General features: G+C 45.1%; 17 protein-coding genes. 16 read left to right on the top strand and 1 reads right to left on the bottom strand.

The features are described from left to right. The first annotated feature begins 147 nt into the window (after positions 1-147). The 10 genes from MKY50_RS15385 to MKY50_RS15340 all read left to right on the top strand — a co-directional run bounded on the left by MKY50_RS15385 (position 148) and on the right by MKY50_RS15340 (position 10912). Complete coding sequence (locus MKY50_RS15385) at positions 148-1047, top strand: dienelactone hydrolase family protein (protein ID WP_212059381.1); 900 nt, start codon at positions 148-150, stop codon at positions 1045-1047. A 209-nt stretch (positions 1048-1256) separates the two neighbouring features. After that, on the top strand, positions 1257-2033 hold the full coding sequence (gene bioW / locus MKY50_RS15380) for a 6-carboxyhexanoate--CoA ligase (RefSeq protein ID WP_017695466.1): 777 nt from the start codon (positions 1257-1259) through the stop codon (positions 2031-2033). Next, a complete protein-coding gene (gene bioA, locus MKY50_RS15375) occupies positions 2023-3369 on the top strand; it encodes an adenosylmethionine--8-amino-7-oxononanoate transaminase (protein WP_341116901.1) in 1347 nt (448 codons plus the stop codon). Before bioW ends, bioA begins: the two co-directional genes overlap by 11 nt. Further along, complete coding sequence (bioF, locus tag MKY50_RS15370; protein WP_151262384.1) at positions 3359-4528, top strand: 8-amino-7-oxononanoate synthase; 1170 nt, start codon at positions 3359-3361, stop codon at positions 4526-4528. Before bioA ends, bioF begins: the two co-directional genes overlap by 11 nt. Continuing rightward, a complete protein-coding gene (bioD, locus tag MKY50_RS15365) occupies positions 4525-5220 on the top strand; it encodes a dethiobiotin synthase (RefSeq protein WP_213379564.1) in 696 nt (231 codons plus the stop codon). Before bioF ends, bioD begins: the two co-directional genes overlap by 4 nt. A 2-nt stretch (positions 5221-5222) precedes the next feature. Further along, complete coding sequence (bioB, locus tag MKY50_RS15360; RefSeq protein WP_015251417.1) at positions 5223-6230, top strand: biotin synthase BioB; 1008 nt, start codon at positions 5223-5225, stop codon at positions 6228-6230. Between the two features lie 68 nt (positions 6231-6298). Continuing rightward, the gene (gene bioI / locus MKY50_RS15355; RefSeq protein WP_341116899.1) at positions 6299-7486 is read left to right on the top strand and encodes a biotin biosynthesis cytochrome P450; all 1188 of its coding nucleotides are present in this window, start codon (positions 6299-6301) and stop codon (positions 7484-7486) included. A gap of 76 nt (positions 7487-7562) precedes the next feature. Further along, positions 7563-8324 (top strand): NAD-dependent epimerase/dehydratase family protein, encoded by a 762-nt coding sequence (locus MKY50_RS15350; protein ID WP_014477703.1) that lies wholly within the window; start codon positions 7563-7565, stop codon positions 8322-8324. Positions 8325-8530: 206 nt separating this feature from the next. Continuing rightward, positions 8531-9391, top strand: a complete 861-nt coding sequence (locus MKY50_RS15345; protein WP_010886597.1) for a carbohydrate ABC transporter permease — start codon at positions 8531-8533, stop codon at positions 9389-9391. A 24-nt stretch (positions 9392-9415) separates the two neighbouring features. Next, complete coding sequence (locus tag MKY50_RS15340) at positions 9416-10912, top strand: extracellular solute-binding protein (protein WP_341116898.1); 1497 nt, start codon at positions 9416-9418, stop codon at positions 10910-10912. Positions 10913-10952: 40 nt separating this feature from the next. Here the strand turns inward: MKY50_RS15340 and MKY50_RS15335 are convergent, their stop codons facing one another. Then, positions 10953-13268: a helix-turn-helix domain-containing protein gene (locus MKY50_RS15335; RefSeq protein ID WP_341116896.1), complete on the bottom strand. Its 2316-nt coding sequence runs from the start codon at positions 13266-13268 to the stop codon at positions 10953-10955. A gap of 215 nt (positions 13269-13483) precedes the next feature. On the opposite strand from MKY50_RS15335, the gene rmgP reads away from it, so the two are divergent. From rmgP to MKY50_RS15305, 6 genes are all read left to right on the top strand, one after another. Next, positions 13484-14449, top strand: coding sequence for a polygalacturonan/rhamnogalacturonan ABC transporter permease (gene rmgP / locus MKY50_RS15330; RefSeq protein ID WP_015251423.1), 966 nt, complete (start codon positions 13484-13486; stop codon positions 14447-14449). Between the two features lie 7 nt (positions 14450-14456). Then, positions 14457-15578 (top strand): unsaturated rhamnogalacturonyl hydrolase, encoded by a 1122-nt coding sequence (rmgQ, locus tag MKY50_RS15325; protein WP_341116895.1) that lies wholly within the window; start codon positions 14457-14459, stop codon positions 15576-15578. Then, positions 15575-16078 (top strand): rhamnogalaturonan transport/degradation protein RmgS, encoded by a 504-nt coding sequence (gene rmgS, locus MKY50_RS15320; protein ID WP_213385753.1) that lies wholly within the window; start codon positions 15575-15577, stop codon positions 16076-16078. The genes rmgQ and rmgS overlap by 4 nt, the downstream gene beginning before the upstream one ends. An 11-nt stretch (positions 16079-16089) precedes the next feature. Continuing rightward, positions 16090-17376 (top strand): Gfo/Idh/MocA family protein, encoded by a 1287-nt coding sequence (locus tag MKY50_RS15315; RefSeq protein ID WP_128993295.1) that lies wholly within the window; start codon positions 16090-16092, stop codon positions 17374-17376. Between the two features lie 21 nt (positions 17377-17397). Beyond that, the gene (locus tag MKY50_RS15310) at positions 17398-18066 is read left to right on the top strand and encodes a YesL family protein (RefSeq protein WP_187001867.1); all 669 of its coding nucleotides are present in this window, start codon (positions 17398-17400) and stop codon (positions 18064-18066) included. 67 nt (positions 18067-18133) lie between these two features. Continuing rightward, positions 18134-18316, top strand: coding sequence for a sporulation protein Cse60 (locus MKY50_RS15305; protein ID WP_003223398.1), 183 nt, complete (start codon positions 18134-18136; stop codon positions 18314-18316). Positions 18317-18341: the final 25 nt, after the last annotated feature.

Below are 18341 nucleotides of genomic sequence, written 5' to 3'. Positions count from 1 at the left end.
AAGTAAGCGGTTACAATAATTGTTTTCGAAATATTTCATGATATTTACTAAATATTTAGTGAATGATGTGATTTATGTTGGAAAAATAAAGGGGAACCCAGATCTGTCTCGTAAATGTGAAGTAAGCGAATAAGGAAGGGTGATGGGATGAGAGCCGAAAGAAGAAAGCAACTGTTTCGATTGCTTGGTGATTTGCCTGATCGGAGGCCAATCAGTGTTGAGACATTACGTATTGAAGAAAGAGAAGAAAATATCGTTGAAACGCTCCTGCTCGATTTAAATGGACATGAAAAGGCGCCCGCTTATTTTGTGAAGCCGAAGAAAACAGAAGGACCGTGCCCAGCCGTATTGTTTCAGCATTCGCATGGGGGCCAGTATGATAGGGGAAAAAGTGAGCTGATTGAGGGAGCGGATTATTTGAAAACGCCTTCTTTTTCTGATGAGCTTACTTCACTCGGATACGGCGTTCTTGCGATTGATCATTGGGGATTTGGAGATCGGCGGGGAAAAGCGGAAAGCGAGATATTTAAAGAAATGCTTCTCACCGGAAAAGTGATGTGGGGGATGATGATTTATGACAGTTTAAGTGCGTTGGACTATATGCAGTTACGCTCTGATGTTCAGCCTGACAGGATCGGAACCATCGGCATGTCTATGGGAGGTTTGATGGCGTGGTGGACAGCGGCGCTCGATGACCGGATTAAGGTGTGTGTGGATTTGTGCAGCCAGGTGGATCATCACGTGCTGATCAAAACACAGAATCTTGACAGGCACGGCTTTTATTATTACGTCCCATCGCTTGCAAAGCATTTTTCCGCATCGGAGATCCAAGGCCTGATCGCGCCGCGCCCGCACCTTAGTCTTGTTGGTGTACACGATCGGTTAACGCCGGCCGAGGGCGTGGACAAAATCGAAAAAGAATTGACAGCTGTCTATGCTGGACAGGGAGCTTCTGATTGCTACCGAGTGGTCCGTTCTGCTTCGGGACATTTCGAAACAGCAGTTATGAGGCATGAAGCTGTCCGGTTTTTGCAAAAGTGGCTGTGACTGTTAAAAGAAATCGAAAAAGACCGTTTTATGTGAAAACGGTCTTTTTGTTTCCTTTTAACCACCTGCCATAAATCGATGCTTTCTTCTATTGACAGAAACAGGAGAGAATAATATATTCTAATTGTTAACCTTAAAATATAATTGGTTAACAATTAAGGTGAGAAGCACTGCACGTTCTTCAGTTATCAGTGAAAGGGCGAGAAATGATGCAAGAAGAAACTTTTTATAGTGTCAGAATGAGGGCTTCTATGAATGGATCTCATGAAGACGGCGGAAAGCATATATCCGGCGGAGAACGGCTTATACCTTTCCATGAGATGAAGCATACAGTCAATGCTTTATTAGAAAAAGGGTTATCCCATTCAAGAGGAAAACCTGATTTTATGCAAATTCAATTTGAAGAGGTATATGAATCGATAAAAACCATTCAGCCATTGCCTGTCCATACGAATGAAGTGAGCTGCCCGGAAGAAGGACAAAAGCTGGCCCGATTGTTATTGGAAAAAGAAGGCGTTTCACGAGACGTGATTGAAAAAGCATATGAACAAATCCCTGAATGGTCAGATGTCAGGGGTGCGGTGTTGTTTGATATTCATACAGGAAAGCGAATGGATCAAACAAAAGAAAAAGGGGTGCGGGTCTCCAGAATGGATTGGCCGGACGCTAATTTTGAAAAATGGGCGCTTCACAGTCACGTGCCAGCTCATTCAAGAATAAAAGAGGCCCTTGCGCTCGCTTCAAAGGTAAGCCGGCACCCGGCAGCCGTTGCAGAATTATGCTGGTCGGACGATCCGGATTACATAACAGGCTATGTTGCGGGTAAGAAAATGGGCTATCAGCGTATTACAGCAATGAAAGAATACGGGACTGAAGAGGGCTGCCGAGTCTTTTTTATTGATGGATCCAATGATGTAAACACGTACATACATGACCTGGAGAGGCAGCCTATTTTAATAGAGTGGGAGGAAGATCATGACTCATGATTTGATAGAAAAAAGTAAAAAGCACCTCTGGCTGCCATTTACCCAAATGAAAGATTATGATGAAAACCCCTTAATCATCGAAAGCGGGACTGGAATCAAAGTCAAAGACATAAATGGCAAGGAATACTATGACGGTTTTTCATCAGTTTGGCTTAATGTCCACGGACACCGCAAAAAAGAACTAGATAATGCCATAAAAAAACAGCTCGGAAAAATTGCGCACTCCACGTTATTGGGCATGACCAATGTTCCAGCAACCCAGCTTGCCGAAACATTAATCAACATCAGCCCAAAAAAGCTCACGCGGGTCTTTTATTCAGACAGCGGCGCAGAGGCGATGGAAATAGCCCTAAAAATGGCGTTTCAGTATTGGAAGAACATCGGGAAGCCCGAGAAACAAAAATTTATCGCAATGAAAAACGGGTATCACGGTGATACGATTGGCGCCGTCAGTGTCGGTTCAATTGAGCTTTTTCACCACGTATACGGCCCGTTGATGTTCGAGAGTTACAAGGCTCCGATTCCTTATGTGTATCGCTCTGAAAGCGGTGATCCTGATGAGTGCCGTGATCAGTGCCTCCGAGAGCTTGAACAGCTGCTTAAGGAACATCACGAGGAAATTGCTGCGCTTTCCATTGAATCAATGGTACAAGGGGCTTCCGGTATGATTGTGATGCCGGAAGGATATTTGGCAGGGGTGCGCGAGCTATGTACAACATACGATGTCTTAATGATCGTTGATGAAGTCGCTACAGGCTTTGGCCGTACAGGAAAAATGTTTGCGTGCGAGCACGAGAATGTCCAGCCTGATCTGATGGCTGCCGGTAAAGGCATTACAGGAGGCTATTTGCCAATTGCCGTTACGTTTGCCACTGAAGACATCTATAAGGCATTTTATGATGATTATGAAAACCTAAAAACCTTTTTCCATGGCCATTCCTATACAGGCAATCAGCTTGGCTGTGCGGTTGCGCTTGAAAATCTGGCATTATTTGAATCTGAAAACATTGTGGAACAAGTAGCGGAAAAAAGTAAAAAGCTCCATTTTCTTCTTCAAGATCTGCACGCTCTTCCTCATGTTGGGGATATTCGGCAGCTTGGCTTTATGTGCGGTGCAGAGCTTGTACGATCAAAGGAAACTAAAGAACCTTACCCGGCTGATCGGCGGATTGGATACAAAGTTTCCTTAAAAATGAGAGAGTTAGGAATGCTGACAAGACCGCTTGGGGACGTGATTGCATTTCTTCCTCCTCTTGCCAGCACAGCTGAAGAGCTCTCGGAAATGGTTGCCATTATGAAACAAGCGATCCACGAGGTTACGAGCCTTGAAGATTGATTCCTGGTTAAACGAGCGGTTAGACATAGCAAAGGAAGCCGGCATACACCGTAACCTGCGGTCAATGAATGGGGCACCGGTTCCAGAGAGGAACATTGATGGCGAAAATCAAAAGGTCTGGTCCTCAAACAATTATTTAGGGCTCGCAAGCGATAGACGTTTGATCGATGCAGCCCAAACAGCATTGCAGCAATTTGGGACAGGAAGCAGCGGTTCACGTTTAACGACAGGCAATTCAGTCTGGCATGAAAAGCTAGAAAAGAAGATTGCCAGCTTTAAGCGGACAGAAGCGGCCCTGCTGTTTTCGAGCGGTTACTTGGCCAATGTCGGTGTCCTTTCATCCTTGCCAGAAAAGGAAGATGTCATTTTAAGTGACCAGCTCAATCATGCAAGTATGATCGACGGCTGCCGACTTTCTAAGGCTGATACAGTTGTTTATCGGCATATTGATATGAATGATCTTGAAAATAAGCTGAATGAAACACAGCGTTATCAGCGCCGTTTTATCGTAACAGACGGGGTATTCAGCATGGATGGTACAATCGCCCCTCTTGATCAGATCATCTCACTTGCGAAACGCTATCATGCCTTCGTGGTCGTTGATGACGCCCACGCAACAGGAGTTTTAGGCGATTCGGGACGAGGAACGAGTGAATACTTTGGTGTTTGTCCCGACATTGTGATCGGCACCTTAAGCAAAGCTGTTGGCGCGGAAGGAGGTTTTGCGGCAGGATCAGCGGTCCTCATCGACTTTTTGCTGAACCATGCCAGAACATTTATCTTTCAAACCGCTATTCCGCCAGCCAGCTGTGCGGCTGCTCACGAGGCTTTCAACATCATTGAAGCCAGCAGGGAAAAACGACAGCTTTTATTTTCTTATATCAGTATGATCAGAACCAGTCTGATGAATATGGGGTATGTGGTGAAAGGAGATCACACACCGATTATTCCTGTAGTCATTGGCGATGCCCATAAAACGGTCATATTTGCTGAAAAACTGCAGGGCAAGGGAATTTATGCTCCTGCCATTCGGCCGCCGACCGTTGCGCCGGGTGAAAGCCGTATTCGAATTACAATCACGTCTGACCACAGTATGGGTGATATTGATGATTTGCTGAAAACATTTCATTCAATCGGAAAGGAGCTGCATATCATTTGAGGGGTTTTTTTGTGACGGGAACTGATACAGAAGTAGGGAAAACGGTTATATCCAGCGGAATCGCCGCTTTATTGAAAGAACATAATAGAGATGTTGGGGTGTATAAACCATTTTTAAGCGGGATATCACGTCATCATCCAGATAGTGATACTAGTCTGCTGAAAGACATGTCGCAGACCAGTCTTTCTCATGAAGACATTACGCCTTTTGCCTTCAAAGCGCCGCTTGCACCATACGTTGCAGGGAAACTTGAGGGAAAGACTGTCACCATGGAAGAGGTTTTAAGCCATTGGGGACGGATTAGAGAAAAACATGAATGCTTCATCGTAGAAGGTGCAGGCGGTATTTCTGTGCCATTGGGAGAGGACTATTTGGTCAGTCATGTCATAAAAGCGTTGCAGCTTCCCATGATTATTGTGGCACGTCCTCACCTTGGAACCATTAATCATACCTTTTTAACTGTCAAATATGCAGAAAGCATGGGGCTTCCAATTGCCGGAATTATCATCAATGGAATCAGTGACTCTCCTGATGAAGATGAAAAAACCAATCCTGAGATGATTGAGCGCTTATGCGGTGTGCCGATTTTAGGGGTTACGCCAAAGCTTGCCAACGTGACGAAAGAAACGGTTCTACATATGGTAAAAGACCATATCAATCTATCATTACTGATGAATCAAGTGGGGGTATGAGAATGAATCAATGGATGGAACTCGCAGACCGGGTGCTGGCTGGAGCAGAAGTGACTGACGAAGAGGCGCTTTCAATATTACATTGTCCTGATGAAGATATTTTGCTATTAATGCATGGAGCTTTTCATATCAGAAAACACTTTTATGGAAAAAAAGTAAAGCTCAATATGATTATGAATGCGAAATCCGGGCTCTGCCCGGAAAACTGCGGCTATTGTTCACAGTCTGCGATTTCGAAAGCGCCGATTGAGTCTTACCGGATGGTGAATAAGGAAACACTGCTTGAAGGCGCGAAGCGGGCGCACGATCTGAATATCGGCACATATTGTATCGTGGCAAGCGGCAGAGGGCCGTCTAACAGAGAAGTGGATCAGGTCGTAGATGCGGTTCAGGAAATTAAAGAGACGTATGGACTGAAGGTTTGTGCGTGTCTCGGACTGTTGAAGCCAGAGCAGGCGAAGCGTCTCAAAGATGCCGGAGTAGACCGCTATAATCATAATTTGAATACGTCACAGAGAAACCATTCAAACATCACGACCTCACATACATACGATGACAGAGTCAATACGGTTGAAATCGCAAAAGAATCGGGACTTTCTCCGTGTTCCGGCGCCATTATTGGGATGAAGGAGACGAAACAGGATGTCATTGACATCGCCAAAAGCTTGAAGGCTCTTGACGCGGATTCCATTCCTGTGAATTTTTTGCATGCAATTGATGGCACGCCGTTAGAAGGCGTCAACGAATTAAACCCGCTGTATTGTTTAAAAGTGCTGGCGCTGTTCCGTTTTATCAATCCATCAAAAGAAATTCGCATTTCCGGAGGAAGAGAGGTCAATCTCCGCTCATTGCAGCCATTAGGGCTTTACGCCGCAAACTCCATTTTTGTCGGAGACTACTTAACAACTGCCGGGCAAGAGGAGACGGAGGATCATAAAATGCTGAGTGATTTAGGCTTTGAAGTTGAATCAGTCGAAGAAATGAAGGCCAGTTTAAGTGCGAAAAGCTGAAAGAATCAATAAAAGCAATCGGTATGATGTCGATTGCTTTTATTTTTGAACAGAAAGGAGAAAATCACGTGACAATTGCATCGTCAACTGCATCTTATGAGTTTTTGAAAAACCCATATTCTTTTTACGACACATTGCGAGCTGTTCATCCTATCTATAAAGGGAGTTTCTTAAAATATCCGGGCTGGTATGTCACAGGATATGAAGAAACGGCTGCTATTTTGAAAGATGCGAGATTCAAAGTCCGCACCCCGCTGCCTGAGAGCTCAACCAAATATCAGGACCTTTCACATGTGCAAAATCAAATGATGCTGTTTCAGAACCGGCCTGATCATAGACGATTGCGGACGCTTGCCAGCGGAGCGTTTACGCCGAGAACGACAGAGAGTTATCAGCCGTATATCATTGAAACTGTCCATCATTTGCTTGATCAAGTGCAAGGTAAAAAAAAGATGGAGGTCATTTCGGACTTTGCTTTTCCTTTAGCAAGTTTTGTCATAGCTAACATTATAGGTGTACCGGAGGAAGATAGGGAGCAATTAAAGGAGTGGGCTGCGAGTCTCATTCAAACGATTGATTTTACCCGCTCAAGAAAGGCATTAACAGAGGGCAATATTATGGCTGTGCAGGCTATGGCATATTTCAAAGAGCTGATTCAAAAGAGAAAACGCCACCCTCAACAGGATATGATCAGCATGCTCTTGAAGGGGAGAGAAAAGGATAAGCTGACGGAAGAGGAGGCGGCATCTACGTGCATATTGCTGGCGATCGCCGGACATGAGACAACGGTCAATCTCATCAGCAATTCAGTCCTTTGTCTGCTGCAGCATCCAGAACAGCTTTTGAAACTGAGAGAAAATCCAGATCTTATTGGTACCGCAGTCGAGGAATGTTTACGCTATGAAAGCCCCACGCAAATGACAGCCAGAGTTGCGTCAGAGGATATTGACATCTGCGGGGTGACGATCCGTCAAGGAGAACAAGTCTATCTTTTGTTAGGAGCGGCTAATCGAGACCCTAGCATATTCACGAACCCCGATGTCTTCGATATTACGAGAAGTCCTAATCCGCATCTTTCATTCGGGCATGGCCATCATGTTTGCTTAGGGTCCTCGCTGGCACGATTAGAAGCGCAAATTGCGATTAACACTCTTCTGCAGCGAATGCCCAGCCTTAATCTTGCGAATTTTGAATGGCGGTATCGGCCGCTTTTTGGATTTCGGGCGCTTGAGGAGCTGCCGGTGACTTTTGAATAAGCCTAAGAATGTGAGTGCCAAAAAAGTGTCAGCCCCGCCGAAAATGGGCAATCTATAAAAAAGGGGAGTGAACATCGTGAAAAAAGTGCTGATCGCCGGCGGAAATGGTGTGATTGGGAGACTGCTTGCTGAAGGGCTTATTTCAGACTATGAAGTGACTGTGCTTGATAAAGATCATTTCGATGGCAAAGCCTCTTCCATTCAGGCTGACGCGGCAAATTATGAGGAGCTGTTGAAGAAGATTCCAAAAGATACCGATGCCATCTTGAATTTACTCGCTGTGAAAATCAAATACGATATTATGGACATCGCTGAGTTTGAAAAAATGACGGATGTTTTCTATAGGGCAAGCTATTATCTGTGCCGTGCGGCAGCGGAGCTCGGCATTCAAAAGCTCGTGTTCGCCAGCAGCAATCATGTCACAGATGTATATGAAAAAGACGGGCGCTCGCTCTTAGGACGGGAAATCACAACAAGCGATTATCCGCTGTCAAAAAACTTGTACGGTGTATTAAAGCTGACCTCTGAACAGATCGGCCATTTGTTTTATTTGGAAAATAAGCTATCAGTAATCAACCTTCGAATCGGAACAGTCGTGACAGATGAAATGGATACGCTGCATGAAAAAGAACGGACGAAAAAGACACTGCTTTCTCACCCCGATCTGCTGTCGATTTTCAAAGCCGCCATTGAGACCAACATCCGGTATGGCACTTATTACGCCGTCTCTGATAATCCGGGCCGGCCATGGTCCATTGAATCTGCCGTGAATGAACTTGGGTTTTCGCCACAAATCAATACGGCCGAACTTCTGAACGGGGAGGAGAACGGAGCATAATCATTTTCTAAGATTATGCTCTTTTTCTTTTGTTATCGGTCTCAATTCGCGGCAGCCCCCGCCCGGCCGGGGACTCTGTTCAAATGATTATAGACATGGCAATCACAGATTTGCTACATTTTAGACACGATATCGTCACATGCTGAGCTCGGTTTTCAAAAACATGATAACGCTTACAAAGAGAGGTGGGAGCTATCGCACATTCACTGAAAAACCGTCTGTTTGATATGTTGATTTATGGTTTCTTGCTGATGTTCGCTTTAATATGCGTACTTCCGTTCATTCATGTCATCGCAGCATCTTTCGCCACAGTAGAAGAAGTCGTGTCGAAAAAATTCATTTTAATACCGACCACTTTTTCGCTAGATGCTTATCGCTACATTTTTTCAACAGATATTATTTATAAGAGTTTGCTTGTTTCTGTGTTTGTGACAGTGATAGGCACTGCGGTCAGCATGTTTCTTTCTTCACTGATGGCTTATGGGTTATCCCGCCGTGATTTAATCGGCCGGCAGCCGCTCATGTTTCTCGTCGTATTTACGATGCTGTTTAGCGGCGGCATGATTCCGACTTTCCTTGTGGTCAAATCGCTTGGATTGCTCGATTCTTACTGGGCGCTTATTTTGCCGACAGCCATTAATGCCTTTAACCTGATCATTCTGAAAAACTTCTTTCAAAATATCCCATCAAGCCTGGAAGAGTCCGCGAAAATTGACGGGTGCAATGATCTGGGCATATTCTTTAAAATTGTGCTGCCGCTGTCTCTTCCTGCGATCGCAACGATTTCACTATTTTATGCGGTCACGTATTGGAACACGTATATGACAGCGATCTTGTACTTAAATGATTCAGCAAAATGGCCGATTCAGGTGCTTCTGCGCCAAATCGTCATTGTATCAAGCGGTATGCAGGGGGATATGTCTGAAATGGGGTCGGGCAGCCCGCCGCCTGAGCAAACGATTAAAATGGCGGTCATAGTGGTGGCGACCATCCCGGTTCTGCTTGTCTATCCGTTTATACAAAAGCATTTTGCAAAAGGAGCTTTGCTGGGATCTGTCAAAGGATAAAGAAATATGAAACGGAGGGGTACGATGGGAAACAAATGGAGGGTGCTTTTGATTGTGCTTGTACTGGCACTCGGCGGAGTGCTGGCGGGCTGTAAAGGAGCTGATCAGTCTTCGGCTGAAGGCAAAGCTGGCCCAGATTCAAAGGTAAAGCTGTCTTGGATGGCGATTTTGTATCACCAGCAGCCGCCGAAAGACAGGGCGATTAAAGAAATTGAAAAGCTGACAAATACAGAACTCGACATCACCTGGGTTCCAGACGCGGTGAAAGAAGACAGGCTGAATGCAGCGCTTGCAGCCGGGAATCTTCCGCAAATCGTGACCATCCAGGATATTAAAAATTCGTCAGTCATGAATGCCTTTCGGTCAGGAATGTTTTGGGAAATCGGCGATTATATCAAGGATTATCCCAACTTAAACAAAATGAACAAACTCATTAATAAAAATGTGACAATTGACGGCAAGCTCTACGGGATATACAGAGAGCGCCCGCTTTCCAGACAGGGGATCGTCATTCGGAAGGACTGGCTGGACAATTTAAATTTGAAAACCCCGAAAACGTTGGATGAGCTTTATGAAGTGGCCAAAGCATTTACGGAGGACGACCCGGACAAGGATGGGAAAGATGATACGATCGGGCTGACAGACCGTAATGACTTGATTTACGGCGCGTTTAAAACGATTGGCTCGTATGAAGGCATGCCGACAGATTGGAAGGAATCGGGCGGCAAATTCACGCCTGATTTCATGACACAGGAATACAAAGACACGATGAACTATATGAAAAAGCTGCGTGATAACGGGTATATGAATAAGGATTTTCCCGTCACGAGCAAAACCCAGCAGCAGGAGCTGTTTTCTCAAGGAAAAGCCGGAATTTATATTGGCAATATGGTAGATGCGGTCAATCTGCGCGACCATGCCTCTGATAAATCAATGAAGCTCGAGATCATCAACCGCATAAAAGGCCCAGATGGGAAAGAGCGGGTATGGGCATCAGGAGGCCATAACGGCGTGTTTGCTTTCCCGAAAACGAGTGTGAAAACGGAAGCTGAGCTTAAACGGATCTTGGCGTTTTTTGACCGAATTGCCGAAGAAGATGTCTATAGCCTGATGACTTATGGCATTGACGGCGTTCATTACAACAAAGGTGCGGACAAAACGTTTACACGCAAAGAAAGCCAGGTAAAAGACTGGCAGACTGATATTCAGCCGCTGTCCGCTTTAATTGCCATTGATAAAGCCTACTTAAAAAACACTGGAGATCCGCTTCGGACGGCGTACGAGGAGCTGACCGAGGACAATGAAAAGATTATCGTCTCAAACCCGGCTGAAAGCCTGTATTCCGCATCGGAGTCGGAACGGGGTGATGAACTGAAGAAAATCATTGATGACGCGACTTATAAATATATGATTGGAGACATCACAGAAAGCCAGTTCGATAAAGAAGTGGAAAAATGGGAGTCAAGCGGAGGAAAACAAATTATTCAGGAATACGAAGAAGCGTTTAAACAAGCAAAATAACATTGGGAAAACCCAAAACGCGCAAGCGGTTTTGGGTTTTTTACATGCTTCTTTTTTGCTGGCGGTAGTTTCCCGGTGTAATCCCCTCCAGCTTCTTAAATGATCTGATAAAATTTTGCGAGTTTTTATATTTCAGCTTTTCGGCAATGTCCTTGACCGCCATGTCTGTTTCGGCAAGCCAGCTTTTCGCCATATGGTGTCGGTAGCTTGAGACATACTCGCTGAATGAAATTCCCATTTCTTTTTTGAAAATGCTGCTTAAATAATTTGGGTTGTAATGCAGCCTGCGCGCGATTTCGTCCAGTGTCAATTCGGATTCAAACTCATGATGGATGATATGAATGATGTTGTCGGAAATATTTTTGTACTGGGCATCCGCGCGGGCGTTCACTTTGTCTGTCATCGGATCAATAAACTCATTCTTTAGCCAGTTTTCGGTATCCTCGAACGTTTTCAGCTCAAAAATTTGGTCATACAGCATTTTGTTTTCTTCAAGCTCAAACAATTCGATCCCGAGCACATGCATCAGCTCAATCACATGGTTCAAAAAACGGGCGATGGCGATTTGAAATTGATACGGGTTGGTGTTCTGGGTGAAAATGGCTTGCAAAATCGCGTGCAGGCATTTGTCCGCTTTCTCCTTGTCTCCTGCTTTGACGGCATCGAACAGCTCATGCTGAAGCTGCTTGGGAAAATGGGTTTTGAAGGTTTTTTTCTGGTCCAGGTCTTCATAAAAGATAATCGATTTGTTTTCTGCTTTGAGCCGGTATTTCAACGCCTCCGAACCTTCAGCGTAGGCTGTTTTCGCCTTTGTCAGCGCATCAAACGGCTGGCTGACGCCGATGCTGACAGACAGCTGCAGCTCAGCTTCCGCTTTTTCCTGAATCATCCTTGCAGTCTCATTCAGCTCAGCCATGAATTCCTCCTTTGTCCCGCTTTGATTGATCAAAATCGTTGCCTGCTGTTTGTCCACCACGGCGGGGGCAAGATGTTTGTCCGTCGGGATGCTGCGCTCAATCAGGCTGTTGACGGCAAACAAAAGCAGATCCATATCTTTTTTCTCATAAGGTGTATGATTCAGTGTGTCAATTTGGAGCACAAGCAGGGCAAGGTGCCGCCAATTTTGCTTTAAACCGAGGCTTTCAAAACGGTTATTAACCTCCTCATCCGTCAGTTTTCCGAGCATAAGCCTGACCATAAAATATTGCTGCAGGTGGGTGGCTTGCTGCTTCATCGTTTCTTCAAGATCATCATTTCTGTCCTTCAGCTGCTTAAAGCTCTGTTCAATTAACTCAAATTCATTTTGAGGCGGCTGTTTTTCTTGTATGGCACCATGCCTTGCGAATGATTCGTAAAGCACCCTGATCGGCTTGTAAAAATGGCGGGAACCCAGCCAAGAAAACAATAATGAAAGCGTTAACAAAATAAGGCATACTGTAAAAGTGATCCAGCCGATTGATTTGGCTTCTTTTTTTAGCTCAGGCAGGGAAACGAGAGAAAAATAAGTCCACGTGTTATAATCGGATTTTTGATAGGTGACTTTATAATGAATCCGGTCAATAACTGTTTCAAACTGACCGCTATTAGCGGTTTGCGCCAGCATTTTTTGGACAAAACCGTCGTTATGAAGATTTTCTCCCACGTCAGACATATTGTTATGCAGGATGATGCGGCCTTTTTCATCCATGATAAACAGGTTGTTGGCGTTAGAATAGTCAGGCATATTTTTGACAAGCGAACAGCTCGGGATGCTTGCGGCGGCTAATCCTTTTGTATTTGTGCTGTTCAAAGGCAGCTGCTTAATTAAATTGATATTGTAGCGGCAGTTTTCTGATGTGCCTTCTTTGGTTGAAATCAAATGATTGTTTTCCTCAAGCGCCCAATAGGAGCGGCTCGCTTTGTGTTTCGTGTACGCTGAGGCTGCTTCATGAAGAGTGTCTGTATTCAAACGGTACAAACCGGAATTGTTCATGTACCATTTTTTCGTATAACTGACTAACGTCATGTTGGACAGATCGGTATCAAAGCTTTGCAGATAATTGAGCTCTTGGTTCACTTGGTTATAGATTTGAAATTGGTCTGAGTGCAAAGGCTCGGACAATGTGCGAAGGAGAGGCGGCGAACTCACATAGTGGGTTAAAGAGTGATCGACGGTTTTCAATATATGCTCGATGCTTTGCTGGGTCTGCTGGAGTGTGTCGAATTTTTCCTCTGAAACGTTGGAAATAGCCGTTTTCTGAGAGTGCTCGTACGAAAACAATCCGACCAAAATAACCGGAATGGTGCTGAGCAGGCAGAAAAACGTGATCAGTTTGTAGTAAAACTTGTATTGGCTTCTTTTCATAAAACCCCCCATTTCATAACATCCACTTCACCTTAATACAATTAATCCAAAGATTGATAGATATTGTCAATAATCATTTTCTAATATCGGTGTCTTTTTTTCAGGTGGACCTCCTGAACCCTTGATTATAAAGGGATAAAACAGGATGTGATCATATGATTGTAGACGGACTTTTGCCTGCTGCGCTACAGTGAATGCAAGAACCCGTGAAAGGAGGCTGGGAAAAAATGAAAACAGCAGAAGCGCAAGCGCCGGCTGTTGATACAGTCATTTTTAAAAAAGAAAAAAGAAAGCGCTTACTAAGTAAGCTGATTCAGCAAAAATATTTGTACTTGATGATTTTGCCAGGGTGTATTTATTTTTTGCTTTTTAAGTATGTCCCGATGTGGGGAATTGTGATTGCGTTTCAGGATTATCAGCCGTTCCTCGGCATTTTGGGCAGTGAGTGGGTGGGGCTGAAGCATTTTATCAGGCTGTTTACTGAGCCTACATTTTTTCTCTTGTTAAAAAACACGCTCGTGTTATTTGCTTTGAACCTGGCCATATTTTTCCCGGTGCCGATACTGCTGGCGCTTCTATTGAACGAAGTGCGGATTGCTCTCTTTAAAAAATTTGTTCAGACGCTGATTTATATCCCGCATTTTATGTCTTGGGTCATTGTTGTATCGCTTTCGTTTGTGCTTTTAACGGTAGACGGAGGCTTGATTAATGAACTGATTGTGTTTTTTGGCGGTGAAAAAATCAATTTTCTGCTGAACGAAGAATGGTTCCGGCCCCTGTATATTCTGCAGGTTATCTGGAGGGAAGCGGGCTGGTCGACGATCATTTATCTGGCGGCTATTACAGCGGTTGACCCCCAGCTGTATGAAGCGGCGAAAATGGACGGAGCGGGACGGCTGCGGCAAATGTGGCATATTACGCTGCCCGCCATTAAAAGCGTTATCGTCGTTTTGCTGATTTTGAAAATCGGAGACACGCTGGAGCTTGGCTTCGAGCATGTGTATTTGCTGTTAAATGCGACTAACAGGGAAGTGGCGGAAATTTTTGATACGTATGTTTATACTGCAGGGCTGAAACAGGGCCAATTCAGCTACAGTACAGCAGTCGGCGTATTTAAAGCGGCGGTCGGGCTGATTTTGGTCATGCTTGCGAATCGTTTAGCGAAGAAATTTGGCGAGGAAGGAATTTATTAAGAAAGGGATGGGATCAATGGATCAATCAATCGCTGTAAAATCGCCTCTTACGTACGCGGAGGCATTGGCAAAAACCATTATGAATACGTACACAGTCGAGGAGCTGCCTCCTGCAAACCGCTGGCACTACCACCAGGGTGTTTTCTTATGCGGTGTATTGCGGCTGTGGGAAGCAACCGGGGAAAAGCGGTATTTTGAGTATGCGAAGGCTTATGCAGATCTCTTAATCGATGATTATGGCAATCTATTATTTAGAAGAGATGAACTGGACGCCATTCAAGCGGGTCTCATTCTTTTTCCATTATACGAGCAGACGAAGGATGAACGGTATGTCAAAGCGGCAAAAAGGCTGCGCGGCTTATATGGAACACTAAACCGGACGTCTGAGGGCGGTTTTTGGCACAAAGACGGTTATCCTTACCAAATGTGGCTTGATGGCTTATACATGGGGGGGCCGTTCGCACTGAAATATGCCAATCTGAAGCAGGAGCCGGAGCTGTTTGATCAGGTCGTGCTGCAGGAGTCATTAATGAAAAAGCATACGAAGGATTCAAAAACCGGACTTTTTTATCACGCCTGGGATGAAGCGAAAAAAATGCCTTGGGCCAATGAAGAGACAGGCTGTTCACCGGAATTTTGGGCACGTTCCATCGGCTGGTATGTCATGTCTCTTTCTGACATGATTGAAGAGCTGCCGAAGAAGCATCCAAACCGTCATGTGTGGAAAAACACGCTGCAGGACATGATGGAAAGCATCTGCCGCTATCAAGACAAAGAGACGGGGCTATGGTATCAGATCGTTGATAAGGGAGACAGGTCTGATAACTGGCTGGAAAGCTCAGGATCCTGTCTGTACATGTACGCAATCGCAAAAGGAATCAATGAAGGCTATCTAGACAGAGCTTACGAAACAACACTACTTAAAGCGTATCAAGGCTTGATTCAGCATAAAACCGAAACATCAGAAGCCGGCGCGTTTCTCGTCAAAGACATATGTGTCGGAACGTCAGCCGGTTTCTATGACTATTATGTCAGCCGCGAAAGAAGCACAAACGATCTGCACGGAGCCGGCGCGTTTATTTTAGCTATGACAGAGCTGGAGTCTCTTTTTAGGTCAGCGGGGAAATGACAAAAAAGATACGTACGGCTTTGTGTGTGATCGTCTCAGTGCTCTTTTTGGCATCATGCTCAAGCAGGCCGGACGGAATGCATGTCATTCTCTTTTCTGATATGCAGGCTGGCGTACAGGAAAAAATAAAAAAGGCCGCCGAGCAGAATGCCGGGAAGGTCGATATCTTTCCAGCTTTTCAGGAAAAACTGCTGACTGAAATTACCGCCCATGAAGGAGATGTTTTTATCGTGCCTGAAGACATGTTTCAAGCTTACGATGATCCGGAAAATTTTCAGCCGTTAAACGGATTGCCTCCTGAAAAAACATCTCCTTATACAACTGTTAGTAAAAAAACAGGAGAAAAAACGATCTATGCCGTTCAGATCGAAAAAGGGAAAAAACAGCTGAACGGCTATTCTTTTCAATTGAATCGCGATATGGCGGCGTTTATCCCTGTGTATGCTGAAAAAACAGAGGAAGCGCTGCAGCTGATTTCTCAACTAACTGAAGCCCGATAGAGGTGAGGATATTGAAGAACATCGTCTTTTGCGGATTGAGCAGCAGAGCATTCAGTATGTTTATCAAACCGCTGTTGGAGCGGTTTTCAACTCATTATGAGATTACGGGATTGCTGGATGCCGATCCGAAACGTTTTGCCGTTTGCAAGAAGAAATTTCCCGAGCTGGCCCACGTGCCCGAGTTTAGCGAAGATGCTTTTGACGAGATGATGCGCGTGTCAAAGCCTGATATCGTCATTGTGGCAGGCAGGGACGATACGCATGTCACATATATTGTAAAAAGTCTTCAGTGGAATACAGATGTGATTACTGAAAAACCAATGGTGACAACAGTGCAGGATGCGAATCGGGTGCTTGAAGCGGAGGCCAAAAGCGAAGGAAAAGTCACCGTCGCGTTTAACTATCGCTACAGCCCGTTTCATCGGAAAATAAAAGAAATGATTCTGGACGGAAAAATAGGCAGGGTCACCTCCGTTGATTTAAATTGGTATATTGATACGTATCATGGCGCCAGCTATTTTAAACGCTGGAACAGGTCGAGACAGTTTTCCGGGGGCCTTTCTGTCCATAAATCAACACATCACTTTGATCTCGTCAATTGGTGGCTCGGGCAAAATCCGGAAGAGGTATTTGCTTATGGCGCCTTGAATTACTATGGGCCGGACAGTGAGTGGAACCCCTTGCCGGAAGAAGACGGGCGTTTTTGCGGGACGTGCCGGGTCAAAGAAAAATGCCACTACTATTCAAGGTGGCATCCCCGTTCCTCTAAAGCTTCTATAAAGGATGATCATCTCGAAGCAGGAGACCAGTCCAGCTTATATACTGCATACAGGCCTGACGCGTGTATTTTTGACGAGGAAATTGACATCGAGGATACGTACGTGGCGGCAGTCAAATATGATGGCGGCGCACTGTTAAGCTACTCGATTATTTTTTCGGCCCCGTATGAAGGCTACCGGCTGACGATCAACGGCACAAAAGGGCGTATTGAATCAAATGAATTTCACGAACCTTCCAGAATTCCGTTTGCTTTTCCTGAGCAGACAATCGAATACTATCCGCTTTTTGAATCAAAGCAGACGATACAAGTGGTCAAAAATGAAGGGGGGCATGGCGGAGGTGATCCGCTTTTGCTTGAGGATCTTTTTTTAGGAAAAGACCCGCTGCGCCGCTATGATATTTTAGCCGGGGCTGAAGCTGGAGCCTACTCCATCGCGGTTGGTGAGGGAATGTGGCGCTCGGTTGCCGAAAAGAAGCCGATCGGCATGAAAGAGCTTTTTCAGATGCAGAATGTATAATGCAAAAAAGGAGGGGGCGCCATGGAACATGATGGCTCACTGGGACGGATGCTGCGTTTTTGCGAATGGATTATGAGATTTGCGTATACAAACTTGCTGTGGCTGTTTTTTACGTTACTCGGTCTCGGCGTGTTTGGCATCATGCCCGCGACCGCGGCTTTATTCGCTGTCATGCGGAAGTGGATTCAGGGGCAGGACAACGTTCCCGTGCTCAAAACGTTTTGGCAGGAATACAAGGGTGAATTTTTTCGTTCAAATCTGCTCGGCGCTGTTCTGGCGCTCATCGGAGTGATCATTTATATTGATTTGGCCTTCATTTATCCAAGTCATTTCCTTCTGCACATCCTGCGCTTCGCCATTATGATATTTGGCTTTTTGTTCGTATCCATGCTTTTTTATGTGTTTCCGCTGCTCGTCCACTTTGACTGGAAAAAACGTCTGTATGTGAAATTTTCGCTCTTGCTCAGTGTGGCGTATTTGCAATATACGCTTACTATGCTTGCGCTGACTGTTGCTCTCTTTTTCTTGCTTGCGTACCTGCCCGGCATTGTCCCTTTTTTCAGCGTCAGCCTGATCAGCTACTGCCATATGCGAATTGTTTATGCCGTGCTGCTGAAAGTGGGGCAGCAAGGCGGCGAGCCACAGAGGGAATCCCATATACGGAAAGCTTTTTATCTGGAAACGAGATAATCATCATTTCTCTATCATAACGCTGTTCCAAACGGAATAGATTGATAGAGAAAGGAGAGCGGATAAAATGCTGAAGGTAGCGGTATTTGATGAAGAGCATGAAAAAGACTTACAAACGGAAATCAATTCATTTTTAAAAGGGATATCGGAGGAGCAGCTGATTGATATCAAATATACGGTTTCGGCGGCGTGCGACCCAGACGGCGAGCAGCTTTACTGTTTTTCCGCCCTTATTTTATATCGCAAATAAAAAGATCTTCCCGCAGGCGCGGAAA

Source organism: Bacillus sp. FSL R7-0685 (genome assembly GCF_038002425.1).
Classification (GTDB): domain Bacteria; phylum Bacillota; class Bacilli; order Bacillales; family Bacillaceae; genus Bacillus; species Bacillus subtilis.
The sequence above is the reverse complement of the archived record's forward strand: the minus strand, read 5'-3'. Positions and strand labels throughout refer to the sequence as shown.